Genomic DNA, 16,434 nt, shown 5'->3' on the forward strand with positions numbered 1-16,434 from the left:
ACAAGTTAAACGTTGCTGCGGTTTGGCCGGTGTTTTTGCATTGTCCGTAATATAGCGGATTAACAAAAACCGGTACGGCGTTGCCCCGCCCCGGCCCAAAGGGAACGATTCCCTAAGGTGATGGAGCGCCGGGCGGATCGGTTCCGTACTATCCGTACTGCCTGCGGCCCGCCGCCTTGTCCTGATTTTTGTTAATCCGCTATGGTTTAAAGCTTTGTTTCTTAAGTCCGCAGAGTATGCCATGGTTAAACCTTCAACGTCGAGTGTTGTACTATTTTGTTTTTAATTGAATATAAAACAAATGGGTTAAACCAGTATCCATACATCAGCTTTTTTATCATCCTACTTTTTATTCATCCGATCGGGCAGACAGATTTCAAAGATGAAAAGCCTATTCTATTCACACCCATTTGATGTCATTTCCACACGGACGAACAAATAAATTCCCATAAAAAAACGGAGCAGATACCTGCCCCGTTTTTTAATTTAATCCGAATTTAGAATTTTGCACCGGATTGGTTTGCCATATAGTCAACAGCCGCTTTGACTTCGTCATCGCTCAAACCTGCATTGCCGCCTTTGGCCGGCATCGCGTTAAAGCCTTCAAGGGCATGTTTGTGCAAGGTTTCTTTGCCTTTTTTGATACGCGGTGCCCAATCGTCTTTTTTGCCTATGCCGGGAATACCGGGAATCGAACCGCCGTGGCACACCTGACAGGTTGCTTCGAAGACTTTTTTACCGTCAACGCCGACCGCAGGGGCTGCCGCACCCTTGTCTTCTGCCTTCGCTTCTGCCGGAGCTGCACTATCGGCAGGAGCAGAAGCTGTTCCTGAAGCGGCATTGTCGGCAGGCGCAGCCTCATCAGGATTCGGGAAAGAACCGCCGCTTTTGTTCGCCATGTAGGTAATCGCCCGTTTGAGTTCCTGATCGGTCAGGTCTGCCGCACCGCCTTTGGCAGGCATGGCGTTAAAGCCGTTCAGCGCGTGTTGGAACAAGGTATCGAAGCCTTGCGCGATACGCGGCGCCCAGTCGCCGTTGTGTTCCAGTTTCGGAGCGTTCGGCACATTGCTGTCCGCCGCGTGGCATTGGATACAGATTTTGCCGAAAATCTGTTCGCCTTGGCGTTCGCCGACGGGGATGCCGTCACCCATCGTCAATTGTCCGACAGGCTGGATGCGGGTCTGCGTTGCCGCTTCCGTAGTGGCATCGACATCGCCGAACGATCCACTGCCCGCCAGCTTAATCAGGAAATAAAGGACTGCAATAACAATAACGATACCGCTCACAAGGGTAAACAGTGCAGAGCCTTGGGCTTTGTTGTCGCGGAGTTGTTTCATTTGGTAGGCCTCGCCGTCAGGTTAGGTTGTGCTGTAGATTATAGTTTGGCGTGTTAAACACAGTTAACAATATTTTGCTGGATTATACTGAATTCACAGGGTCTTTCCAATCGCTATCATTGAAAATATGAAAAAATTTGCCAATGGTATCTGTACAAAACAAATAATCCGTTGAAAATACCGGATTATCTCCAAGAAAACTCCCCTTGTGCCGCCATACGCCGCCTGCCGGCGCAAGATAACCTTTGCCAATTTGCAGAATTTACGTTAACCTTACGTTTTCCGCACCCATAGCTCAGTTGGAAGAGTGTCAGTTTCCGAAGCTGGAGGTCACAGGTTCGATCCCTGTTGGGTGCGCCAATTATAAAGAGGCCGTCTGAAAGATAAATATTTTTCAGACGGCCTTTTGACTTACTTCAAATTCTTATTTCAACACTTCGGCAAGCGCATCGGCGACATAGGTGATATTTGATGTATTCAGCCCGGCGACGCACATCCTGCCGGAATCCAGCAGGTAAACGGCAAATTCGTCGCGCAACCTGCGGACTTGCCCCACGCTCAACCCCGTGTAGCCGAACATTCCGCGCTGTTTGATGAAATAAGTGAAATCGCGGTCGGGGATTCGGGCGGTCAATACGCCGTAAAGTTTCTGCCGCATCGCACGGATGCGGTCGCGCATCATATAAACTTCGTTTTGCCACAAGGCGTAAAGTTCGGAGCTGTTCATCACGTCGGCGGCGATATACGCGCCGTGCGCGGGCGGGCTGGAGTAGATGCGGCGGACGGTGAATTTGAGTTGTCCGAACACCAAATCCGCTTCTTCTTTATTGGGGCAAACCACGCTTAAGCCGCCGACGCGTTCGCCGTAGAGCGACAGGTTTTTTGAAAACGAATTGCTGACAAACAGCGGCAAATCCATTTCCACCGCTTTGCGGACGGCGTAGGCATCGCTGTCCAAATCGCCGCCGAAGCCTTGGTAGGCGATGTCCATAAACGGAATCAGTTTGCGCGTTTTGATGATCTGCAACACTTCGTCCCATTGCCGTTCCGACATATCCACGCCGGTCGGGTTGTGGCAGCAGGGATGGAGGATGAGGACGCTGTTTTCGGGCAGGGTGTTGAAAAACGCGGTCATTTCGTCGAATTTCACGCCGACAGTGGCAGGGTCGTAATATGGGTAAGTGCCGACCTCGAAACCTGCGCCTTCAAAAATGCCGCGATGGTTGTCCCAAGTCGGATCGCTGACGTAGGCGCGCGCTTCGGGAAACCAGCGGTGCAGGAAATCCGCCCCGACTTTGAGCGCGCCCGAGCCGCCCAGAGTCTGTACGGTAACGATGCGTCCCTGCGCGAGCGCGGGGTTGCCTTTGCCGAACAACAAATGCTGCACCGCGCTGCGGTAAACGTCCAAACCTTCCATCGGCAGGTAGGGCGACGGCGCAGGCACAGCGGTGCGGGCGGTTTCGGCACGGCTTACGGATTCCAATACGGGCATTCTGCCTTCGTCGTCGAAATAAATGCCTATGCTCAAATTGACTTTTTCGGGGCGCGGGTCGTTTTTGAAGGTTTCGACCAAACTCAAAATCGGGTCGCCGGGATAGTATTCGATGTGTCGGTACATAGTCCTTACCTTTTGCTTTTCAAAGGATTTTCTTTTTCAACAGTACGCCGCTTTCAATATGGTGCGTAAACGGGAATTGGTCGAACAGGGCGGCACGTCCGACCGTATGGGTTTCCGTCAAGGTGTCCAAATTGGCGCGCAGCGTTTCGGGATTGCAGGAAATGTAGATGATGTTGTCGAACTGCGACACCAGCTTCAAAGTTTCCTCATCGATGCCGGCACGCGGCGGATCGACGAAAATAGTGGAAAATGCGTAATCCGTCAAAACAATACCGCTCTCCTTAAGGCGTGTAAACTCACGTTTTCCGGTATAGGCTTCGGTAAACTCCTCAGCAGACAGGCGGGCGATTTTGATGTTGCCTATCCAGTTTGCCTCAATATTCCATTGCGCCGCACTGACGGAGGTTTTGGAGATTTCGGTTGCCAAAACCTGTCGGAAATATCGGGACAGCGGCAGGGTGAAATTGCCGTTGCCGCAATACAGTTCGAGCAGGTCGCCGCCCAAGCCTTCCGCCGCGCGGCACGCCCATTCGAGCATTTTCCGGCATACAGCGGCATTCGGCTGGGTAAAGCTGCCTTCGATTTGGCGGTAGTGGAAATCGCGGTCGCCGACGCGCAGGGTTTCCGTCACATAGTCCTGTTTTAAGACTATTTTCTGCCCCCTGCTCCGCCCGATAACGGAAATATCCAACTGTTGCTGTAACGCTTGCGCCGCCTTCATCCACTCATCATCAAGCCTTTTGTGGTAAATCATGGTAACCAGCATTTCCCCGCTGAGCGTGGACAGAAATTCGACGGCATACCAATGGTTTCTCAGTTCGGCAGATTGGGCGGCAACGGCAATCAATTCGGGCATCAGGCAGTTGACTGCCTCTGAAGCAGCATCGAAACGGTCGCAACGGATCAGGCTTGCCCCGCTAGCCTTCTGCCCTTTTTCAAACATGGCGTAAAACATTTCACCGCCTTCGTGCCAAATGCGGAATTCGGCGCGCATGCGGTAGTGTTTGTCCGGAGATTCGTACACTTCCCACTCAGGAACATCCAAACCTGCAAAAAGGGTTTTAAGGTAGTCTTTTTTACCTTGAAGCTGCTGCGTGTAGTCATTCATATCGCTATCCTGAAAAATCAGGCCGGATTATAAGCCGATTTTCCTCGCCGCACGCAAACTCTTTGACTGCCGCCCCTTCAATGACGGACGGGCTTTTGTGCTAAAATCCGCCATCTTTCCACACTATACCGATAAAGGGAAAAATCATGGCAGGCAACACTTTCGGACAAATCTTCACCGTGACCACCTTCGGCGAAAGCCACGGCGCGGGTTTGGGCTGCATCATCGACGGCTGCCCGCCCGGCTTGGAATTAAGCGAAGCGGATATCCAATTTGACCTCGACCGGCGCAAACCCGGCACCAGCCGCCACGTTACCCAACGCCGCGAAGCCGACCAAGTCGAAATCCTCTCCGGCGTATTCGAAGGCAAAACCACCGGCACACCCATCGCCCTCCTAATCCGCAACACCGACCAGCGCAGCAAAGACTACGGCAACATCGCCACCGCCTTCCGCCCCGGACACGCCGACTATACCTATTGGCACAAATACGGTACGCGCGACTACCGGGGCGGCGGCAGGAGTTCCGCCCGCGAAACCGCAGCCCGCGTTGCCGCCGGAGCCGTTGCCAAAAAATGGCTGAAAGAAAAATTCGGCACGGAAATCACCGCCTACGTTACCCAAGTCGGCGAAAAAAAAATCCGGTTTGAAGGCAGCGAACACATTTCCCAAAATCCTTTTTTTGCCGCCAACCAAAGCCAAATCGCCGAACTGGAACACTATATGGACGGTGTGCGCAAATCCTTGGATTCCGTCGGCGCGAAACTGCATATCGAAGCCGCCAACGTCCCCGTCGGTTTGGGCGAACCCGTTTTCGACCGCCTCGATGCCGAAATCGCCTACGCGATGATGGGCATCAACGCCGTCAAAGGCGTGGAAATCGGCGCAGGTTTTGACAGCGTAACGCAACGCGGCAGCGAACACGGCGACGAACTGACCCCGCAAGGCTTCCTGTCCAACCATTCGGGCGGCATCCTCGGCGGCATCAGCACCGGGCAAGACATCTGCGTCAATATCGCCATCAAACCCACCAGCTCCATCGCCACACCGCGCCGAAGCATCGACATTCACGGCAACCCCGTCGAACTCGCCACCCGCGGCAGGCACGATCCCTGCGTCGGCTTGCGCGCCGCGCCGATTGCCGAAGCTATGCTCGCCTTGGTTTTAATCGACCACGCCCTGCGCCATCGTGCGCAAAATGCGGATGTTGCCGCGGATACGCCCGATATTTCCCGCTCGGACAAGTAAAAAGATTTAGCCAAAACACGGGCTTTATACTAAAATACCGACCATTGCCGTGCCGTCTGAACGCACGATTCTTAGAGGAATACAACCGAAATGACACAAGAAACCGCTTTGGGCGCGGCACTGAAATCCGCCGTCCAAACTATGAGCAAAAAGAAACAGACCGAAATGATCGCCGACCACATCTACGGCAAATACGATGTATTCAAACGCTTCAAACCGTTGGCGCTCGGCATCGATCAGGATTTGATTGCCGCTTTGCCGCAATACGATTCCGCACTGATTGCACGCGTCCTCGCCAACCACTGCCGCCGTCCGCGCTATCTGAAAGCCTTGGCGCGCGGCGGCAAACGTTTCGATTTGAACAACCGTTTCAAAGGCGAAGTTACCCCCGAAGAACAGGCGATTGCGCAAAACCATCCTTTCGTGCAGCAGGCTTTGCAACAGCAGTCCGCCCAAGCTGCCGCCGAAACGCCGTCTGTTGAAGCCGAAGCAGCCGAATCTTCCGCAGCAGAATAAATCCCCAAACGAAATGCCGTCTGAAAACCGATTTGGTTTCAGACGGCATTTTTTCGTATGCGGCAATCACGGCTCAAATATCGAGTTGCGCCGTATCGCCTTCGCGTTCCATCCAAGCGCGGCGGGCGGCGGCTTCGCCTTTGCCCATCAGTTTGACGAAGATGTCGCGCGTCTCGTCATCCGCGCCTTCGGGGATTTGCACCTGCAACAGGCGGCGGGTGTCGGGGTGCATGGTGGTGTCTTTGAGCTGGTCGGGGTTCATCTCGCCCAAGCCTTTGAAACGGCTGATGGAATAGGCGGTTTCTTTAACGCCTTCTTTTTGCAGCCGCTCTAAAATGCCGTCAAGTTCGTTTTGGTCGAGGGCGTAGAATTTGCGGGCGGGTTTGCTTTTGCCTTGTGCGTTGACATCGACGCGGAACAGCGGCGGCTGGGCGACGTAGATGTGTCCGTCGGCGACCAGTTTGGGGAAGTGGCGGTAGAACAGGGTCAACAGCAAAACCTGAATATGCGAACCGTCCACGTCGGCATCGGACAAGATGGCTATTTTGCCGTAGCGCAGGCCGCTTAAGTCGGGATGGTCGTTGATGGCGTGCGGATCGACACCGATGGCGACGGAAATGTCGTGGATTTCGGCGTTGCCGAAAAGCTGGTCGGGGTGGACTTCAAAGCTATTGAGCACTTTGCCGCGCAGGGGCAGGATGGCTTGTGTGGCTTTGTCGCGGGCGAGTTTGGCGGAGCCGCCGGCGGAATCGCCTTCGACGAGGAAGAGTTCGTTTTCGCGGATGTCTTCGCTTTCACAGTCGGTCAGCTTACCGGGCAGGATGGCGACGCCGCTGCCTTTTTTCTTTTCGATTTTTTTAACCGAACGTATCCGTGCCTGTGCCTGACGGATGGCGAGTTCGGCGATTTTTTTGCCGAAGTCCACGTTTTGGTTCAGCCACAATTCCAAAGGATCGCCCGATACGGCGGCGACAAGTTTCAGCGCGTCGCGGTTGGTCAGCTTGTCTTTGGTCTGACCTTGGAATTGCGGGTCGAGGACGCGGGCGGAGAGGACGAAGGCGGTTTTTCCGAACACGTCGTCGCTTTGCACTTTAACGCCGCGCGGTAAGAGGTTGTGCAGGTTGATGAAGTTGTTGACGGCGTTGAACACGGCTTGTTTCAAGCCTGCTTCGTGCGTTCCGCCCAGCGAGGTCGGGATAAGGTTGACGTAGCTTTCGTTGGCGCACGAGCCTTCTTCCAGCCAAGTCAAAGCAAACGCGGCACCTTCGCCAATGCTGAAATCGCCGTTGTGGCCGTCTGAAATGTAGTTTTCGCAGGAGAACAGCGGCACGGCTTCCTGTGCGTCGGCAATCAGGTCGGTCAGATAGCTTTTCAGACCGTCGGGGTAATGCCAGGTTTGGGTGTGCGCTTCGTCTTCGCCTTTGACCGGACGGGTCAGGGAAACGCGCACGCCCGGCAGCAGCACGGCTTTGGCGCGCAATAGACGCTCGAGTTCGGGAATGCTGTAATTCGGGCTTTCAAAATATTTGCCGTCCGGCCACACGCGCACTTCGGTGCCGCTGTCTTTGACGGCGCATTTGCCCACTTGTGCCAACGGTTCGACCACATCGCCGCCGGCAAACACGATGCGGTGGACTTTGCCGTCTCGTTTGACACTGACTTCAAGTCGGGTGGAAAGCGCGTTGGTAACGGATACGCCCACACCGTGCAGGCCGCCTGAAAAGGCATACGCACTGCCGCCGTCTTTTTTGTTGAACTTGCCGCCCGCGTGCAGGCGGGTAAACACGAGTTCGGCTACGGGTACGCCTTCTTCAGGGTGCAGGCCGACGGGAATGCCGCGCCCGTTGTCGCGCACGGAAAGCGAACCGTCTTCATGAATTTGCACGTCGATTTCAGTGGCGAAACCGCCCAACGCCTCGTCCGCCGCGTTGTCGATGACTTCTTGGCAGATATGTGTCGGGCTGTCGGTGCGGGTGTACATGCCGGGACGTTCTTTGACCGGCTCCAAGCCTTTGAGGACGGTGATGCTGGATTCGCTGTATTGGTTGTTTTTAGCCATAGGAATAATCTGAAAGTAAGAAAAACAACGCTTTCAGACGGCCTGAAAGCGTTGCGTTCCGTTATTTTACCGGTTGCCGGAAGGTTGGCGGGCGGCAAAGTCTTCATAACTTTCCATACCGCGCAGGAAGCGGGAAGAGAGTTCTTTCAACGCCCCCAAATAAACGTCGCGTTTGAAATCAATCACTTCGTCAACGGGCGCCCAATATTGATGCCAACGCCAGCCGTCAAATTCGGGGTGGCGGGTGGCGCGCAGGTTGACATCGCAATCCCGGCCGGTCAGGCGCAGGAGATACCAAATCTGCTTCTGTCCGCGATAAGAGCCGCGCCATTCGCGGCGCACCCAGTTGTTCGGCACGTCGTAACGCAGCCAGTCGCGCGTCCGCCCGACGATTTTGACGTGTTGCGGCAGAAGTCCGACTTCTTCGTAAAGCTCGCGGTACATCGCGGTTTCGGGGCTTTCGACGGGCTTGATGCCGCCTTGCGGAAACTGCCAAGAATGTTCGCGCACGCGCTTGCCCCAAAAGACTTCGTTACGTTCGTTAATTAGGATAATACCGACATTGGGGCGATAGCCTTCCCTGTCCAACACGGTGTCGCCCTCCGTTAAATTCAATCTTGGGATTTTCCCACAAATCGGACGGTTTTGACAAATCGGACGGTATGGTTCAAGCATGTCGAAACACGGACGGATTCGGGAAAATATCTTAAATTTGGTTTACAATAATACGTTTCAAATTAATTCCGGAATCAGACTATGTTAGACATCCAATTGCTCCGCAGCAACACCGCCGCCGTTGCCGAACGGCTTGCACGGCGCGGTTATGACTTTGATACCGCACGTTTTGACGCACTGGAAGAACGACGCAAGTCCGTTCAGGTGAAAACCGAAGAACTACAAGCCTCGCGCAACAGCATTTCCAAACAAATCGGCGCACTGAAAGGTCAGGGCAAACATGAAGAGGCGCAGGCGGCCATGGATCAAGTCGCCCAAATCAAAACCGATTTGGAACAGGCTGCCGCCGATTTGGATGCCGTTCAAAAAGAATTGGACGCATGGTTGTTGAGCATACCTAACCTGCCGCACGAAAGCGTACCTCCCGGTAAAGACGAAACCGAAAACGTCGAAGTCCGCAAAGTCGGTACGCCGCGCGAATTTGATTTTGAAATCAAAGATCATGTCGATTTGGGCGAGCCTTTGGGCTTGGATTTCGAAGGCGGCGCGAAACTCTCCGGCGCACGATTTACCGTGATGCGCGGACAAATCGCCCGTCTGCACCGCGCCTTGGCGCAATTCATGCTCGATACGCACACGCTGCAACACGGCTACACCGAGCATTACACGCCTTATATCGTTGACGATACGACGCTGCAAGGCACAGGTCAGCTGCCCAAATTTGCAGAAGATTTGTTCCACGTTACCCGCGGCGGCGATGAAACCAAAACCACGCAATATCTGATTCCGACAGCCGAAGTTACCCTGACCAATACCGTTGCCGGCAGCATTATCCCGTCCGAACAACTGCCGCTGAAGCTGACCGCGCATTCGCCCTGTTTCCGCAGTGAAGCGGGATCATACGGCAAAGACACGCGCGGCCTAATCCGCCAGCACCAGTTCGACAAAGTAGAAATGGTACAAATCGTTCATCCCGAAAAATCATACGGCGCGCTGGAAGAAATGGTCGGCCATGCCGAAAACATCCTGAAGGCTTTGGAACTGCCCTACCGCGTGATTACCCTGTGTACCGGCGACATGGGTTTCAGCGCGGCCAAAACGTATGACTTGGAAGTTTGGGTTCCCGCACAAAATACCTACCGCGAAATCTCAAGCTGCTCCAACTGCGAAGATTTCCAAGCACGCCGCATGAAGGCGCGTTTCAAAGACGAAAACGGCAAAAACCGCTTGGTACATACCTTAAACGGCTCCGGTTTGGCAGTCGGTCGCACTTTGGTCGCGGTTTTGGAAAACCATCAAAACGCCGACGGCAGCATCAATATCCCCGCCGCACTGCAACCGTATATGGGCGGTGTTACCAAGTTGGAAGTGAAATAAGCCTTAACCCTGAACATAAATGCCGTCTGAAACCTGTTTCAGACGGCATTTCCTTTAAACTCTTAAAACACATCAACCGTCGGCACGAACCGCATTGCCGCAATCGCCGGTCTGTCCGACCTCGCGGATATTGGACAGCGTAACTTCCGAAATATTACCCAACGCCTCTTCCGTCAAAAATGCCTGATGTCCGGTAAACAGTACGTTATGACAAGACGACAGGCGGCGGAACACGTCGTCGGTAATCACATCGTTGGATTTGTCTTCAAAAAACAGCTCGCGCTCGTTCTCGTACACATCCATGCCCAATGCACCGATTTTCCGGCATTTCAACGCCTCGATGGCGGCGGCGCTGTCAATCAGCCCGCCCCGGCTGGTGTTGATAATCATCACGCCGTCTTTCATTTTGTCGAACGCCGCTTCGTTCAGCATATAGTGGTTTTCCGGCGTGGCGGGACAATGCAGCGTGATGATGTCCGATCGGGCATACAGCTCGTCCAAATCCACATACCTGCCGCCGAGTTTTTCCACTTCGGGGTTGCAAAACGGATCGTAAGCCAGCAGGTTCATACCGAAACCCTTTAAAATCCGCATCGTTGCGATACCGATTTTCCCCGTGCCGATAACGCCCGCCGTTTTGCCGTACATATTGAAGCCGGTCAGACCTTCCAGCGAAAAATTCGCATCGCGGGTACGCTGGTAGGCTTTGTGGATACGGCGGTTCAAAGTCAGCATCAGACCGACCGTATGTTCCGCAACCGATTCGGGCGAATAGGCAGGCACGCGCACGACTTTCAAGCCCAACTCTTCAGCCGCCTTCAAATCCACATTATTGAAGCCGGCACAACGCAACGCCACAGTTTTCACGCCAATTTGCGCCAATTTTTCCAACACGGGCCGGCTGCCGTCGTCGTTTACAAAAATACAGGCCGCTTCCGCGCCTTCCGCCATTTTCGCCGTTTTCGCATCCAGCATGAAATCAAAAAACTCCAGCTCGAAGCCGAAATGCCGGTTGGCGCGGGTAAAATGTTCGCGGTCATAGCTTTTCGTACCGTAAATCGCAATCTTCATCAATATGTCCAGTTGTCGTCTATGGTTGAGAAACGGCATAATACACCGAATTCAAACAAATCAGTAGAATATGGCGGATTAAAATTGATTTCATGCACGGCATTTCCATTTCAAAACACAAAACTCAATCGCCCATCGCCGCCAGAAGCTCCGCCTGATGTTCGGCAATCAGGGCATCGGTGATTTCTGCCAAATCGCCGTCCATCACAAAATCCAGCTTGTGCAGGGTGAGGTTGATGCGGTGGTCTGTTACCCTGCCTTGGGGATAGTTGTAGGTGCGGATGCGTTCGCTGCGGTCGCCGCTGCCGATGAGGGATTTGCGTTCGGCGGCTTCTTTGGCTTGGACTTCGCGTTTTTGCGCGTCGTTCAGGCGGGCGGCGAGGACTTTCATCGCCTGCGCTTTGTTGGCGTGTTGGCTGCGGCCGTCTTGGCATTCGACCACCATGCCTGTCGGCAAGTGGGTAATGCGGACGGCGGAGTCGGTTTTGTTAATGTGCTGACCGCCCGCGCCGGATGCGCGGAAGGTATCGGTGCGCAGGTCGGCGGGGTTCAGTTCGATGTCTTCGAGCTCGTCCGCTTCGGGCATGACGGCAACGGTACAGGCGGAGGTGTGGATGCGGCCTTGGCTTTCGGTGGCGGGGACGCGCTGCACGCGGTGTCCGCCCGATTCAAATTTCAGACGGCTGTACGCGCCGAGTCCGACAATACGGGCGATGACTTCTTTATAGCCGCCCAATTCGCTTTCGTTGGCGGACACGATTTCAACCTGCCAGCGGTTGCGTTCGGCGTAGCGGCTGTACATACGCAGCAAATCGCCGGCAAACAGCGCGGCTTCGCCGCCGCCCGTGCCGGCGCGTATTTCGATAAAGATGTTTTTGTCGTCGTCGGCATCTTTGGGCAGCAGCAGTTTTTGCAATTCGGTATCGAGTTCGTCGATTTTGGCTTTCGCCGCTTCGATTTCTTCGGCGGCAAAGTCTTTCATTTCGGGGTCGGACAACATTTCTTCGGCATCCGCCAAGTCGCTTTGGGCAAGCCGATAGTTTTGGAATACTTCGACGACGGGGGTCAGTTCGGCGTGTTCGCGCGTGAGCTTGCGGTAGTTGTCCATATCGGATGTGGCTTCGGGTTGCCCTAAAAGGTGGGTAACTTCTTCCAACCGGTCGCCGAGTTGTTGCAGTTTTTCTAAGATAGACGGCTTCATAATTCTTCCATAACAAACGCCGCCTGAATTTCAGACGGCATCAAAACGCGGTCATTATAATATATTTTCTGAATATTCAAAAAGATAATCTAGGGACGGAGCAGACTGTCGGCATTGCGTTCCGTTATCGCGGCGATTTCCGCCGCGCCGGTACCGCGTATTTCCGCAGCAATTTCGGCAATCCGAAGAATGTTGGCAGGCGTATTGACGGTGTTTTCCAACATGAACGGGCTATCCGTTTCCAATACGAAATCCCCGTCGTTCAAGGCTTTAAGCGTATCGCGCACTTTACGCGCGTTCGGATTGAGCAGCAGCGAACCGATGCCGATTTTGAACCCCAGTTTTGTCAACACGCGCGCTTCTTCCGCGCTGCCTGAGAAAGCGTGAACGATGCCGCCTTGAGTAAAGCCTGTCTGTTTGACGGCGGCGGCGATGTCGGCGGTGGCTTTGAGATTATGGATAATCACGCGGCGGCGCAGGGTTTGCGCGATGGCAAGCTGGCGGCTAAAAACTTGAATTTGCCGTTCACGCTGCGGCGGCGTTTGGGTTTTGTCGTAAAAATCCAAGCCGATTTCGCCGACCCACGCTCGGGGGTAACGCACCAATACGGCTTCCAAACCGGAAAAATCCTGTTCCGCAATGCCGTCTGAAAACCAAGGATGGATGCCCAGCGCAATACGGATTTGACCGTGTTCGGACGGCATTTCCGACAGTTCCGCCACGTCCTGCCAATCCTGCGGACAGGTGGCGGGAACGATAAACCGCCACACGCCCGCCTGTCGCGCTTCGGCAAGCACCTGCGCCAGATTGCCGCGCAAAACGGAATCGGCAAGATGGCAATGTGTGTCGGTCAGCCTCATCTTCACACCAGCCCCAACCGCTGCAACTCGTGTTTCACCCCGTCCGCGCCCCATCCTTCGGAAACGGCAAGCGTCATCAATGCGGTTGCGGTTTCCAAATTGCATTTGCCGCCGTTGACCACGCCCGCCCGACGCAGCGCGTCGCCCTGTGCGTAAACGGCGGCAGCGCAACCCTGCGGCACTTGGCTGATGTTAAGCAACAATTTGCCTTGCTGCGTAAAGTCTTGCACGGCGCGGATGAAGCCTTCGCCGGCGGAGGTATTGCCGTGTCCGTAGCTTTGCAGGATAAGGGCTTGGGCGGGAAGCTGTCCGAGCCCGTCGGCAAGTTCTTGGACGGCAAAGCCGGGGATAAGCGTGCGGACGGCGATTTTTGCCTGCGGGTCGGGATAACGGATTTCGAGGCCGTCTGAAACATCTGCCGCGTCCTGATTCGGGATGCGGACATTGTGCCAGCCCCGGGTTTCGTCCCACTCGGCAAGTGCGCCGAAATGGGCATTGCCGAAACCGGCGGCGGTTTCCGTGCTGATTTTGCTGCTGCCGACGGCGGGATACAGTTTGCCGTCAAAGGCAATAAGCGTCTGCTTCAATCCGAGTGGGAATGCGGCAACGGCAGTCACCAGATTGCGCGGAGCGTCGCTGCCCTCTGCGTTGTACGGCCATTGCGAACCGGTCAGGACGATCGGTTTGTCCAAACCTTGCAGGGCGAGGGCGAACATATTGGCGGTATAGGCGAGTGTGTCCGTGCCGTGCAGCACCAAAACACCGTCGTACTGCGGCAGCGCGGCGGCAATGATGTCCAGCCAAGCGCACCAGTTTTGCAGTTGGACGGCGGAAGAATCAATCAGCGGCTCACAAACGTGCCAATCGAAATCCATGCCGTCTGAAAACGGCGCGAGTGCCTGCCCGACCAGCGCGGTATCGGGGCGCAAGCCCGCACTGCTTTGCGTCATGCCGATGGTGCCGCCGGTATAAAGGACAAAAATTTTCTGTTTCATGGCTCATTCTGAAAATGCAAAGACCGCCTGAAACGCGAAATGCGTCCGGACGGTCGAAAATCCGATTTACTGCTGCTTCTGTGCCGCTTTTTTCGCTGCCTTTTCCGCCTTGCGTTTGGCGCGTTTTTCGCTCAATTGTGCGCGGTAAAGCTGATAATGTCGGCGTTTGCGCCACCAGAACCACGCCAGCGCCGCCGCCAGCACGCCCAATGCGATGAAGATGCCCGATTGCAGGCTGTGCATTTTCGCCATCAGCCAATCGATGTTGTGCGCGCCGTACTCGCCCAAGTAAATCCAAACGGGCACGGAAATCAGCGCGGCCAGCCCGTCCATAATCAGAAAGCGCAGATACGATACTTTGCGGCTGATGCCGGCGGTAACGAAAACGGCAGTCCGCAAACCCGGCAGGAAACGGGCGACAAACAGAACCCAGTTGCCGTATTTGTCGAATTTTTCCTGAACCTGCGCGTAACGTTTCGGCGTCATGATGCGCGCAATCGGTTTGAACTTGAGGATTTTCTGCCCCCAGATGCGTCCGGCGGCAAACATCACGCCGTCGCCCGCCAACACGCCGAGCATACCGACCGCAAACATAATATGCGGATTGGTATAACCCATACCCGAAATCACGCCGCCCGTTACCAAGGTCAAATCTTCGGGAATCGGCACGCCGAAACCGCAGATGACCAAAACGAAAAACACGGCCGCATAGCCGTATTCGACAAAAAAGGCTTCCAAAAGGGCAAACATAGCGGATATTCCATTGTCGGAGATAAAAAGTCAGAACAAGCCGAAACATTTTCTGCGCGAAACGGCATTCTATCAAAGATTATGCCGTCTGAAAGCGGCAGGGGGGGCAGATTCGCGCCCCCGCCGGACGTTCAGACGGCATTTAAACAGGAAAACCGCCGCTGTTGAAACGGTTTTGCCTGATTTTGCCTAAATGCCGCCGATGGCGGCGGCGATACGCTCCGCCCCGTCGCGCGCCCAATCGGCCTGACGCGCCTCGACCATCACGCGCACGACGGGTTCGGTTCCCGAAGCGCGCAACACGACACGCCCTTTGCCTTCGAGTTCTTTTTCCACTTCGGCCAACACGTCTTTCGAAGCCTCCTGCCATTTCTGACCCTTTTGGATGCGCACGTTAATCATCGTTTGCGGATACGGCTGCCAGTCGGCGCAAACGGCGGCGAGGTCTTGGTTCAGGATTTGCAGCGCCGCCAAGACTTGCAGCGCGGAAATAATGCCGTCGCCGGTGTTATGTTTGTCCATGCACAAAATATGGCCGCTGGCTTCGCCGCCGATGAGCCAGCCGCGTTGGTTCAGCTGTTCCAACACATAGCGGTCGCCGACTTTGGCGCGGCAGAAATCGACGCCCTGCTCTTTCAGGGCGATTTCCATCGCCATATTGGTCATGACCGTTCCGACCACGCCGCCGATGTTGATACCTTCTCGGGTGCGGGCTTTGGCGATGACGTAAATCAGGCTGTCGCCGTCGTAAACCTGCCTGTTTTTATCGACCATCATCAGGCGGTCGCCATCGCCGTCCAAGGCAATACCGTAATCGGCTTCGTTTTGCAACACGGCGGCTTGGAGGGTTTTGGTATGGGTCGCGCCGCATTTTTCGTTGATGTTGTAGCCGTTGGGTTCGTTGCCGATGCTGACGACCTGTGCGCCGAGTTCGTGGAACACTTTGGGTGCAACGCCGTATCCTGCACCGTTGGCGGTATCGATAACCAACTTCAAACCCCGAAGGTCGGAATGGCCGGGGAAGGTGGATTTGCAAAACTCGATATAGCGGTCGTCCGCACCGCTGATGCGGCGGGCGCGTCCGAGACGTGCGGACGGTTGGGTTTTCATTTCTTCATCGATTTTGGCTTCGATTTCCAACTCGACTTCATCGGAAAGTTTCACGCCGCCTTCGGCAAAGAATTTGATGCCGTTGTCGGAATAGGTGTTGTGCGACGCGGAAATCATCACGCCGGCGGACAGGCGCAATGCGCGGGTCAGATAAGCCACACCGGGCGTGGGCAACGGCCCGGTCTGTACCACATTCACACCCGCCGCCGTAAAGCCCGCTACCAGCGCGGCTTCCAGCATATAGCCTGAAATGCGCGTGTCTTTGCCGATGAGGACGGTCGGTTTCTGATCGGTATCGTGCTGCACCAGCACCTGCCCCGCCGCATAGCCGAGTTTCAATACAAAATCGGGCGTAATCGGAAACTGACCGACTTCGCCGCGCACGCCGTCCGTGCCGAAATATTTTTTTGCCATCATTTGCTCCGTGAATGTGAACCGTTGTCCGAGATTATACAGTCAGTTTGCGCCCTGCTGCCTGCACCGTTGATGCCGTCTGAAGCCGTCCCGCCC

General features: G+C 55.0%; 15 protein-coding genes and 1 tRNA gene. 4 read left to right on the plus strand and 12 right to left on the minus strand.

Annotated elements, in window-relative coordinates:
- On the minus strand, nt 1–243 hold a 243-nt coding region (locus tag DFR77_RS13730; RefSeq protein ID WP_346223244.1), incomplete at its 3' end, for a hypothetical protein.
- A gap of 254 nt (nt 244–497) precedes the next feature.
- A complete protein-coding gene (locus DFR77_RS06275) occupies nt 498–1,337 on the minus strand; it encodes a c-type cytochrome (protein ID WP_002216672.1) in 840 nt (279 codons plus the stop codon).
- A gap of 284 nt (nt 1,338–1,621) precedes the next feature.
- Here DFR77_RS06275 and DFR77_RS06280 point away from each other — a divergent pair.
- Nucleotides 1,622–1,697 (plus strand) — tRNA-Arg (locus DFR77_RS06280).
- Between the two features lie 64 nt (nt 1,698–1,761).
- Here DFR77_RS06280 and DFR77_RS06285 read toward each other — a convergent pair.
- Nucleotides 1,762–2,955 carry an amino acid aminotransferase gene (locus tag DFR77_RS06285; RefSeq protein WP_003691659.1) on the minus strand — a complete coding sequence of 398 codons (1,194 nt, stop codon included), beginning with the start codon at nt 2,953–2,955 and terminating at the stop codon, nt 1,762–1,764.
- Nucleotides 2,956–2,974: 19 nt separating this feature from the next.
- Complete coding sequence (trmA, locus tag DFR77_RS06290) at nt 2,975–4,063, minus strand: tRNA (uridine(54)-C5)-methyltransferase TrmA (protein WP_003691661.1); 1,089 nt, start codon at nt 4,061–4,063, stop codon at nt 2,975–2,977.
- 146 nt (nt 4,064–4,209) lie between these two features.
- On the opposite strand from trmA, the gene aroC reads away from it, so the two are divergent.
- The gene (gene aroC, locus DFR77_RS06295; protein WP_003691663.1) at nt 4,210–5,310 is read left to right on the plus strand and encodes a chorismate synthase; all 1,101 of its coding nucleotides are present in this window, start codon (nt 4,210–4,212) and stop codon (nt 5,308–5,310) included.
- A gap of 90 nt (nt 5,311–5,400) precedes the next feature.
- On the plus strand, nt 5,401–5,826 hold the full coding sequence (locus DFR77_RS06300; protein WP_002238237.1) for a ProQ/FINO family protein: 426 nt from the start codon (nt 5,401–5,403) through the stop codon (nt 5,824–5,826).
- 73 nt (nt 5,827–5,899) lie between these two features.
- Here DFR77_RS06300 and DFR77_RS06305 read toward each other — a convergent pair whose 3' ends face one another.
- Entirely contained in the window at nt 5,900–7,885 is a 1,986-nt protein-coding gene (locus DFR77_RS06305; protein WP_003697337.1) for a DNA topoisomerase IV subunit B, read from the minus strand.
- 66 nt (nt 7,886–7,951) lie between these two features.
- Nucleotides 7,952–8,476: an RNA pyrophosphohydrolase gene (locus DFR77_RS06310; RefSeq protein WP_010358841.1), complete on the minus strand. Its 525-nt coding sequence runs from the start codon at nt 8,474–8,476 to the stop codon at nt 7,952–7,954.
- A gap of 165 nt (nt 8,477–8,641) precedes the next feature.
- Between DFR77_RS06310 and serS the strand changes: the two genes are divergently transcribed.
- A complete protein-coding gene (serS, locus tag DFR77_RS06315) occupies nt 8,642–9,937 on the plus strand; it encodes a serine--tRNA ligase (RefSeq protein WP_003691671.1) in 1,296 nt (431 codons plus the stop codon).
- 72 nt (nt 9,938–10,009) lie between these two features.
- Here serS and DFR77_RS06320 read toward each other — a convergent pair whose 3' ends face one another.
- The 6 genes from DFR77_RS06320 to glmM all read right to left on the minus strand — a co-directional run bounded on the left by DFR77_RS06320 (nt 10,010) and on the right by glmM (nt 16,338).
- Entirely contained in the window at nt 10,010–11,008 is a 999-nt protein-coding gene (locus DFR77_RS06320) for a 2-hydroxyacid dehydrogenase (protein WP_003693793.1), read from the minus strand.
- A 124-nt stretch (nt 11,009–11,132) separates the two neighbouring features.
- Complete coding sequence (gene prfA, locus DFR77_RS06325; RefSeq protein WP_003691675.1) at nt 11,133–12,209, minus strand: peptide chain release factor 1; 1,077 nt, start codon at nt 12,207–12,209, stop codon at nt 11,133–11,135.
- Between the two features lie 89 nt (nt 12,210–12,298).
- Nucleotides 12,299–13,069: a TatD family hydrolase gene (locus tag DFR77_RS06330; RefSeq protein WP_010358842.1), complete on the minus strand. Its 771-nt coding sequence runs from the start codon at nt 13,067–13,069 to the stop codon at nt 12,299–12,301.
- 2 nt (nt 13,070–13,071) lie between these two features.
- Nucleotides 13,072–14,064 carry an asparaginase gene (locus DFR77_RS06335; protein ID WP_003693790.1) on the minus strand — a complete coding sequence of 331 codons (993 nt, stop codon included), beginning with the start codon at nt 14,062–14,064 and terminating at the stop codon, nt 13,072–13,074.
- A gap of 66 nt (nt 14,065–14,130) precedes the next feature.
- Nucleotides 14,131–14,814 carry a DedA family protein gene (locus DFR77_RS06340; protein ID WP_002216652.1) on the minus strand — a complete coding sequence of 228 codons (684 nt, stop codon included), beginning with the start codon at nt 14,812–14,814 and terminating at the stop codon, nt 14,131–14,133.
- Between the two features lie 189 nt (nt 14,815–15,003).
- On the minus strand, nt 15,004–16,338 hold the full coding sequence (gene glmM, locus DFR77_RS06345; RefSeq protein WP_003691680.1) for a phosphoglucosamine mutase: 1,335 nt from the start codon (nt 16,336–16,338) through the stop codon (nt 15,004–15,006).
- Nucleotides 16,339–16,434 lie beyond the last annotated feature (96 nt).

The organism is Neisseria gonorrhoeae, assembly GCF_003315235.1.
GTDB lineage: Bacteria > Pseudomonadota > Gammaproteobacteria > Burkholderiales > Neisseriaceae > Neisseria > Neisseria gonorrhoeae.

What these genes read in the sequence shown, in the direction of transcription:
- DFR77_RS06275 (WP_002216672.1), bottom strand. Translation starts at nt 1,337, where the DNA reads ATGAAACAACTCCGCGACAACAAAGCCCAAGGCTCTGCACTGTTTACC.
- DFR77_RS06285 (WP_003691659.1), bottom strand. Translation starts at nt 2,955, where the DNA reads ATGTACCGACACATCGAATACTATCCCGGCGACCCGATTTTGAGTTTG.
- trmA (WP_003691661.1), bottom strand. Translation starts at nt 4,063, where the DNA reads ATGAATGACTACACGCAGCAGCTTCAAGGTAAAAAAGACTACCTTAAA.
- aroC (WP_003691663.1), top strand. Translation starts at nt 4,210, where the DNA reads ATGGCAGGCAACACTTTCGGACAAATCTTCACCGTGACCACCTTCGGC.
- DFR77_RS06300 (WP_002238237.1), top strand. Translation starts at nt 5,401, where the DNA reads ATGACACAAGAAACCGCTTTGGGCGCGGCACTGAAATCCGCCGTCCAA.
- DFR77_RS06305 (WP_003697337.1), bottom strand. Translation starts at nt 7,885, where the DNA reads ATGGCTAAAAACAACCAATACAGCGAATCCAGCATCACCGTCCTCAAA.
- serS (WP_003691671.1), top strand. Translation starts at nt 8,642, where the DNA reads ATGTTAGACATCCAATTGCTCCGCAGCAACACCGCCGCCGTTGCCGAA.
- DFR77_RS06320 (WP_003693793.1), bottom strand. Translation starts at nt 11,008, where the DNA reads ATGAAGATTGCGATTTACGGTACGAAAAGCTATGACCGCGAACATTTT.
- prfA (WP_003691675.1), bottom strand. Translation starts at nt 12,209, where the DNA reads ATGAAGCCGTCTATCTTAGAAAAACTGCAACAACTCGGCGACCGGTTG.
- DFR77_RS06330 (WP_010358842.1), bottom strand. Translation starts at nt 13,069, where the DNA reads ATGAGGCTGACCGACACACATTGCCATCTTGCCGATTCCGTTTTGCGC.
- DFR77_RS06335 (WP_003693790.1), bottom strand. Translation starts at nt 14,064, where the DNA reads ATGAAACAGAAAATTTTTGTCCTTTATACCGGCGGCACCATCGGCATG.
- DFR77_RS06340 (WP_002216652.1), bottom strand. Translation starts at nt 14,814, where the DNA reads ATGTTTGCCCTTTTGGAAGCCTTTTTTGTCGAATACGGCTATGCGGCC.
- glmM (WP_003691680.1), bottom strand. Translation starts at nt 16,338, where the DNA reads ATGGCAAAAAAATATTTCGGCACGGACGGCGTGCGCGGCGAAGTCGGT.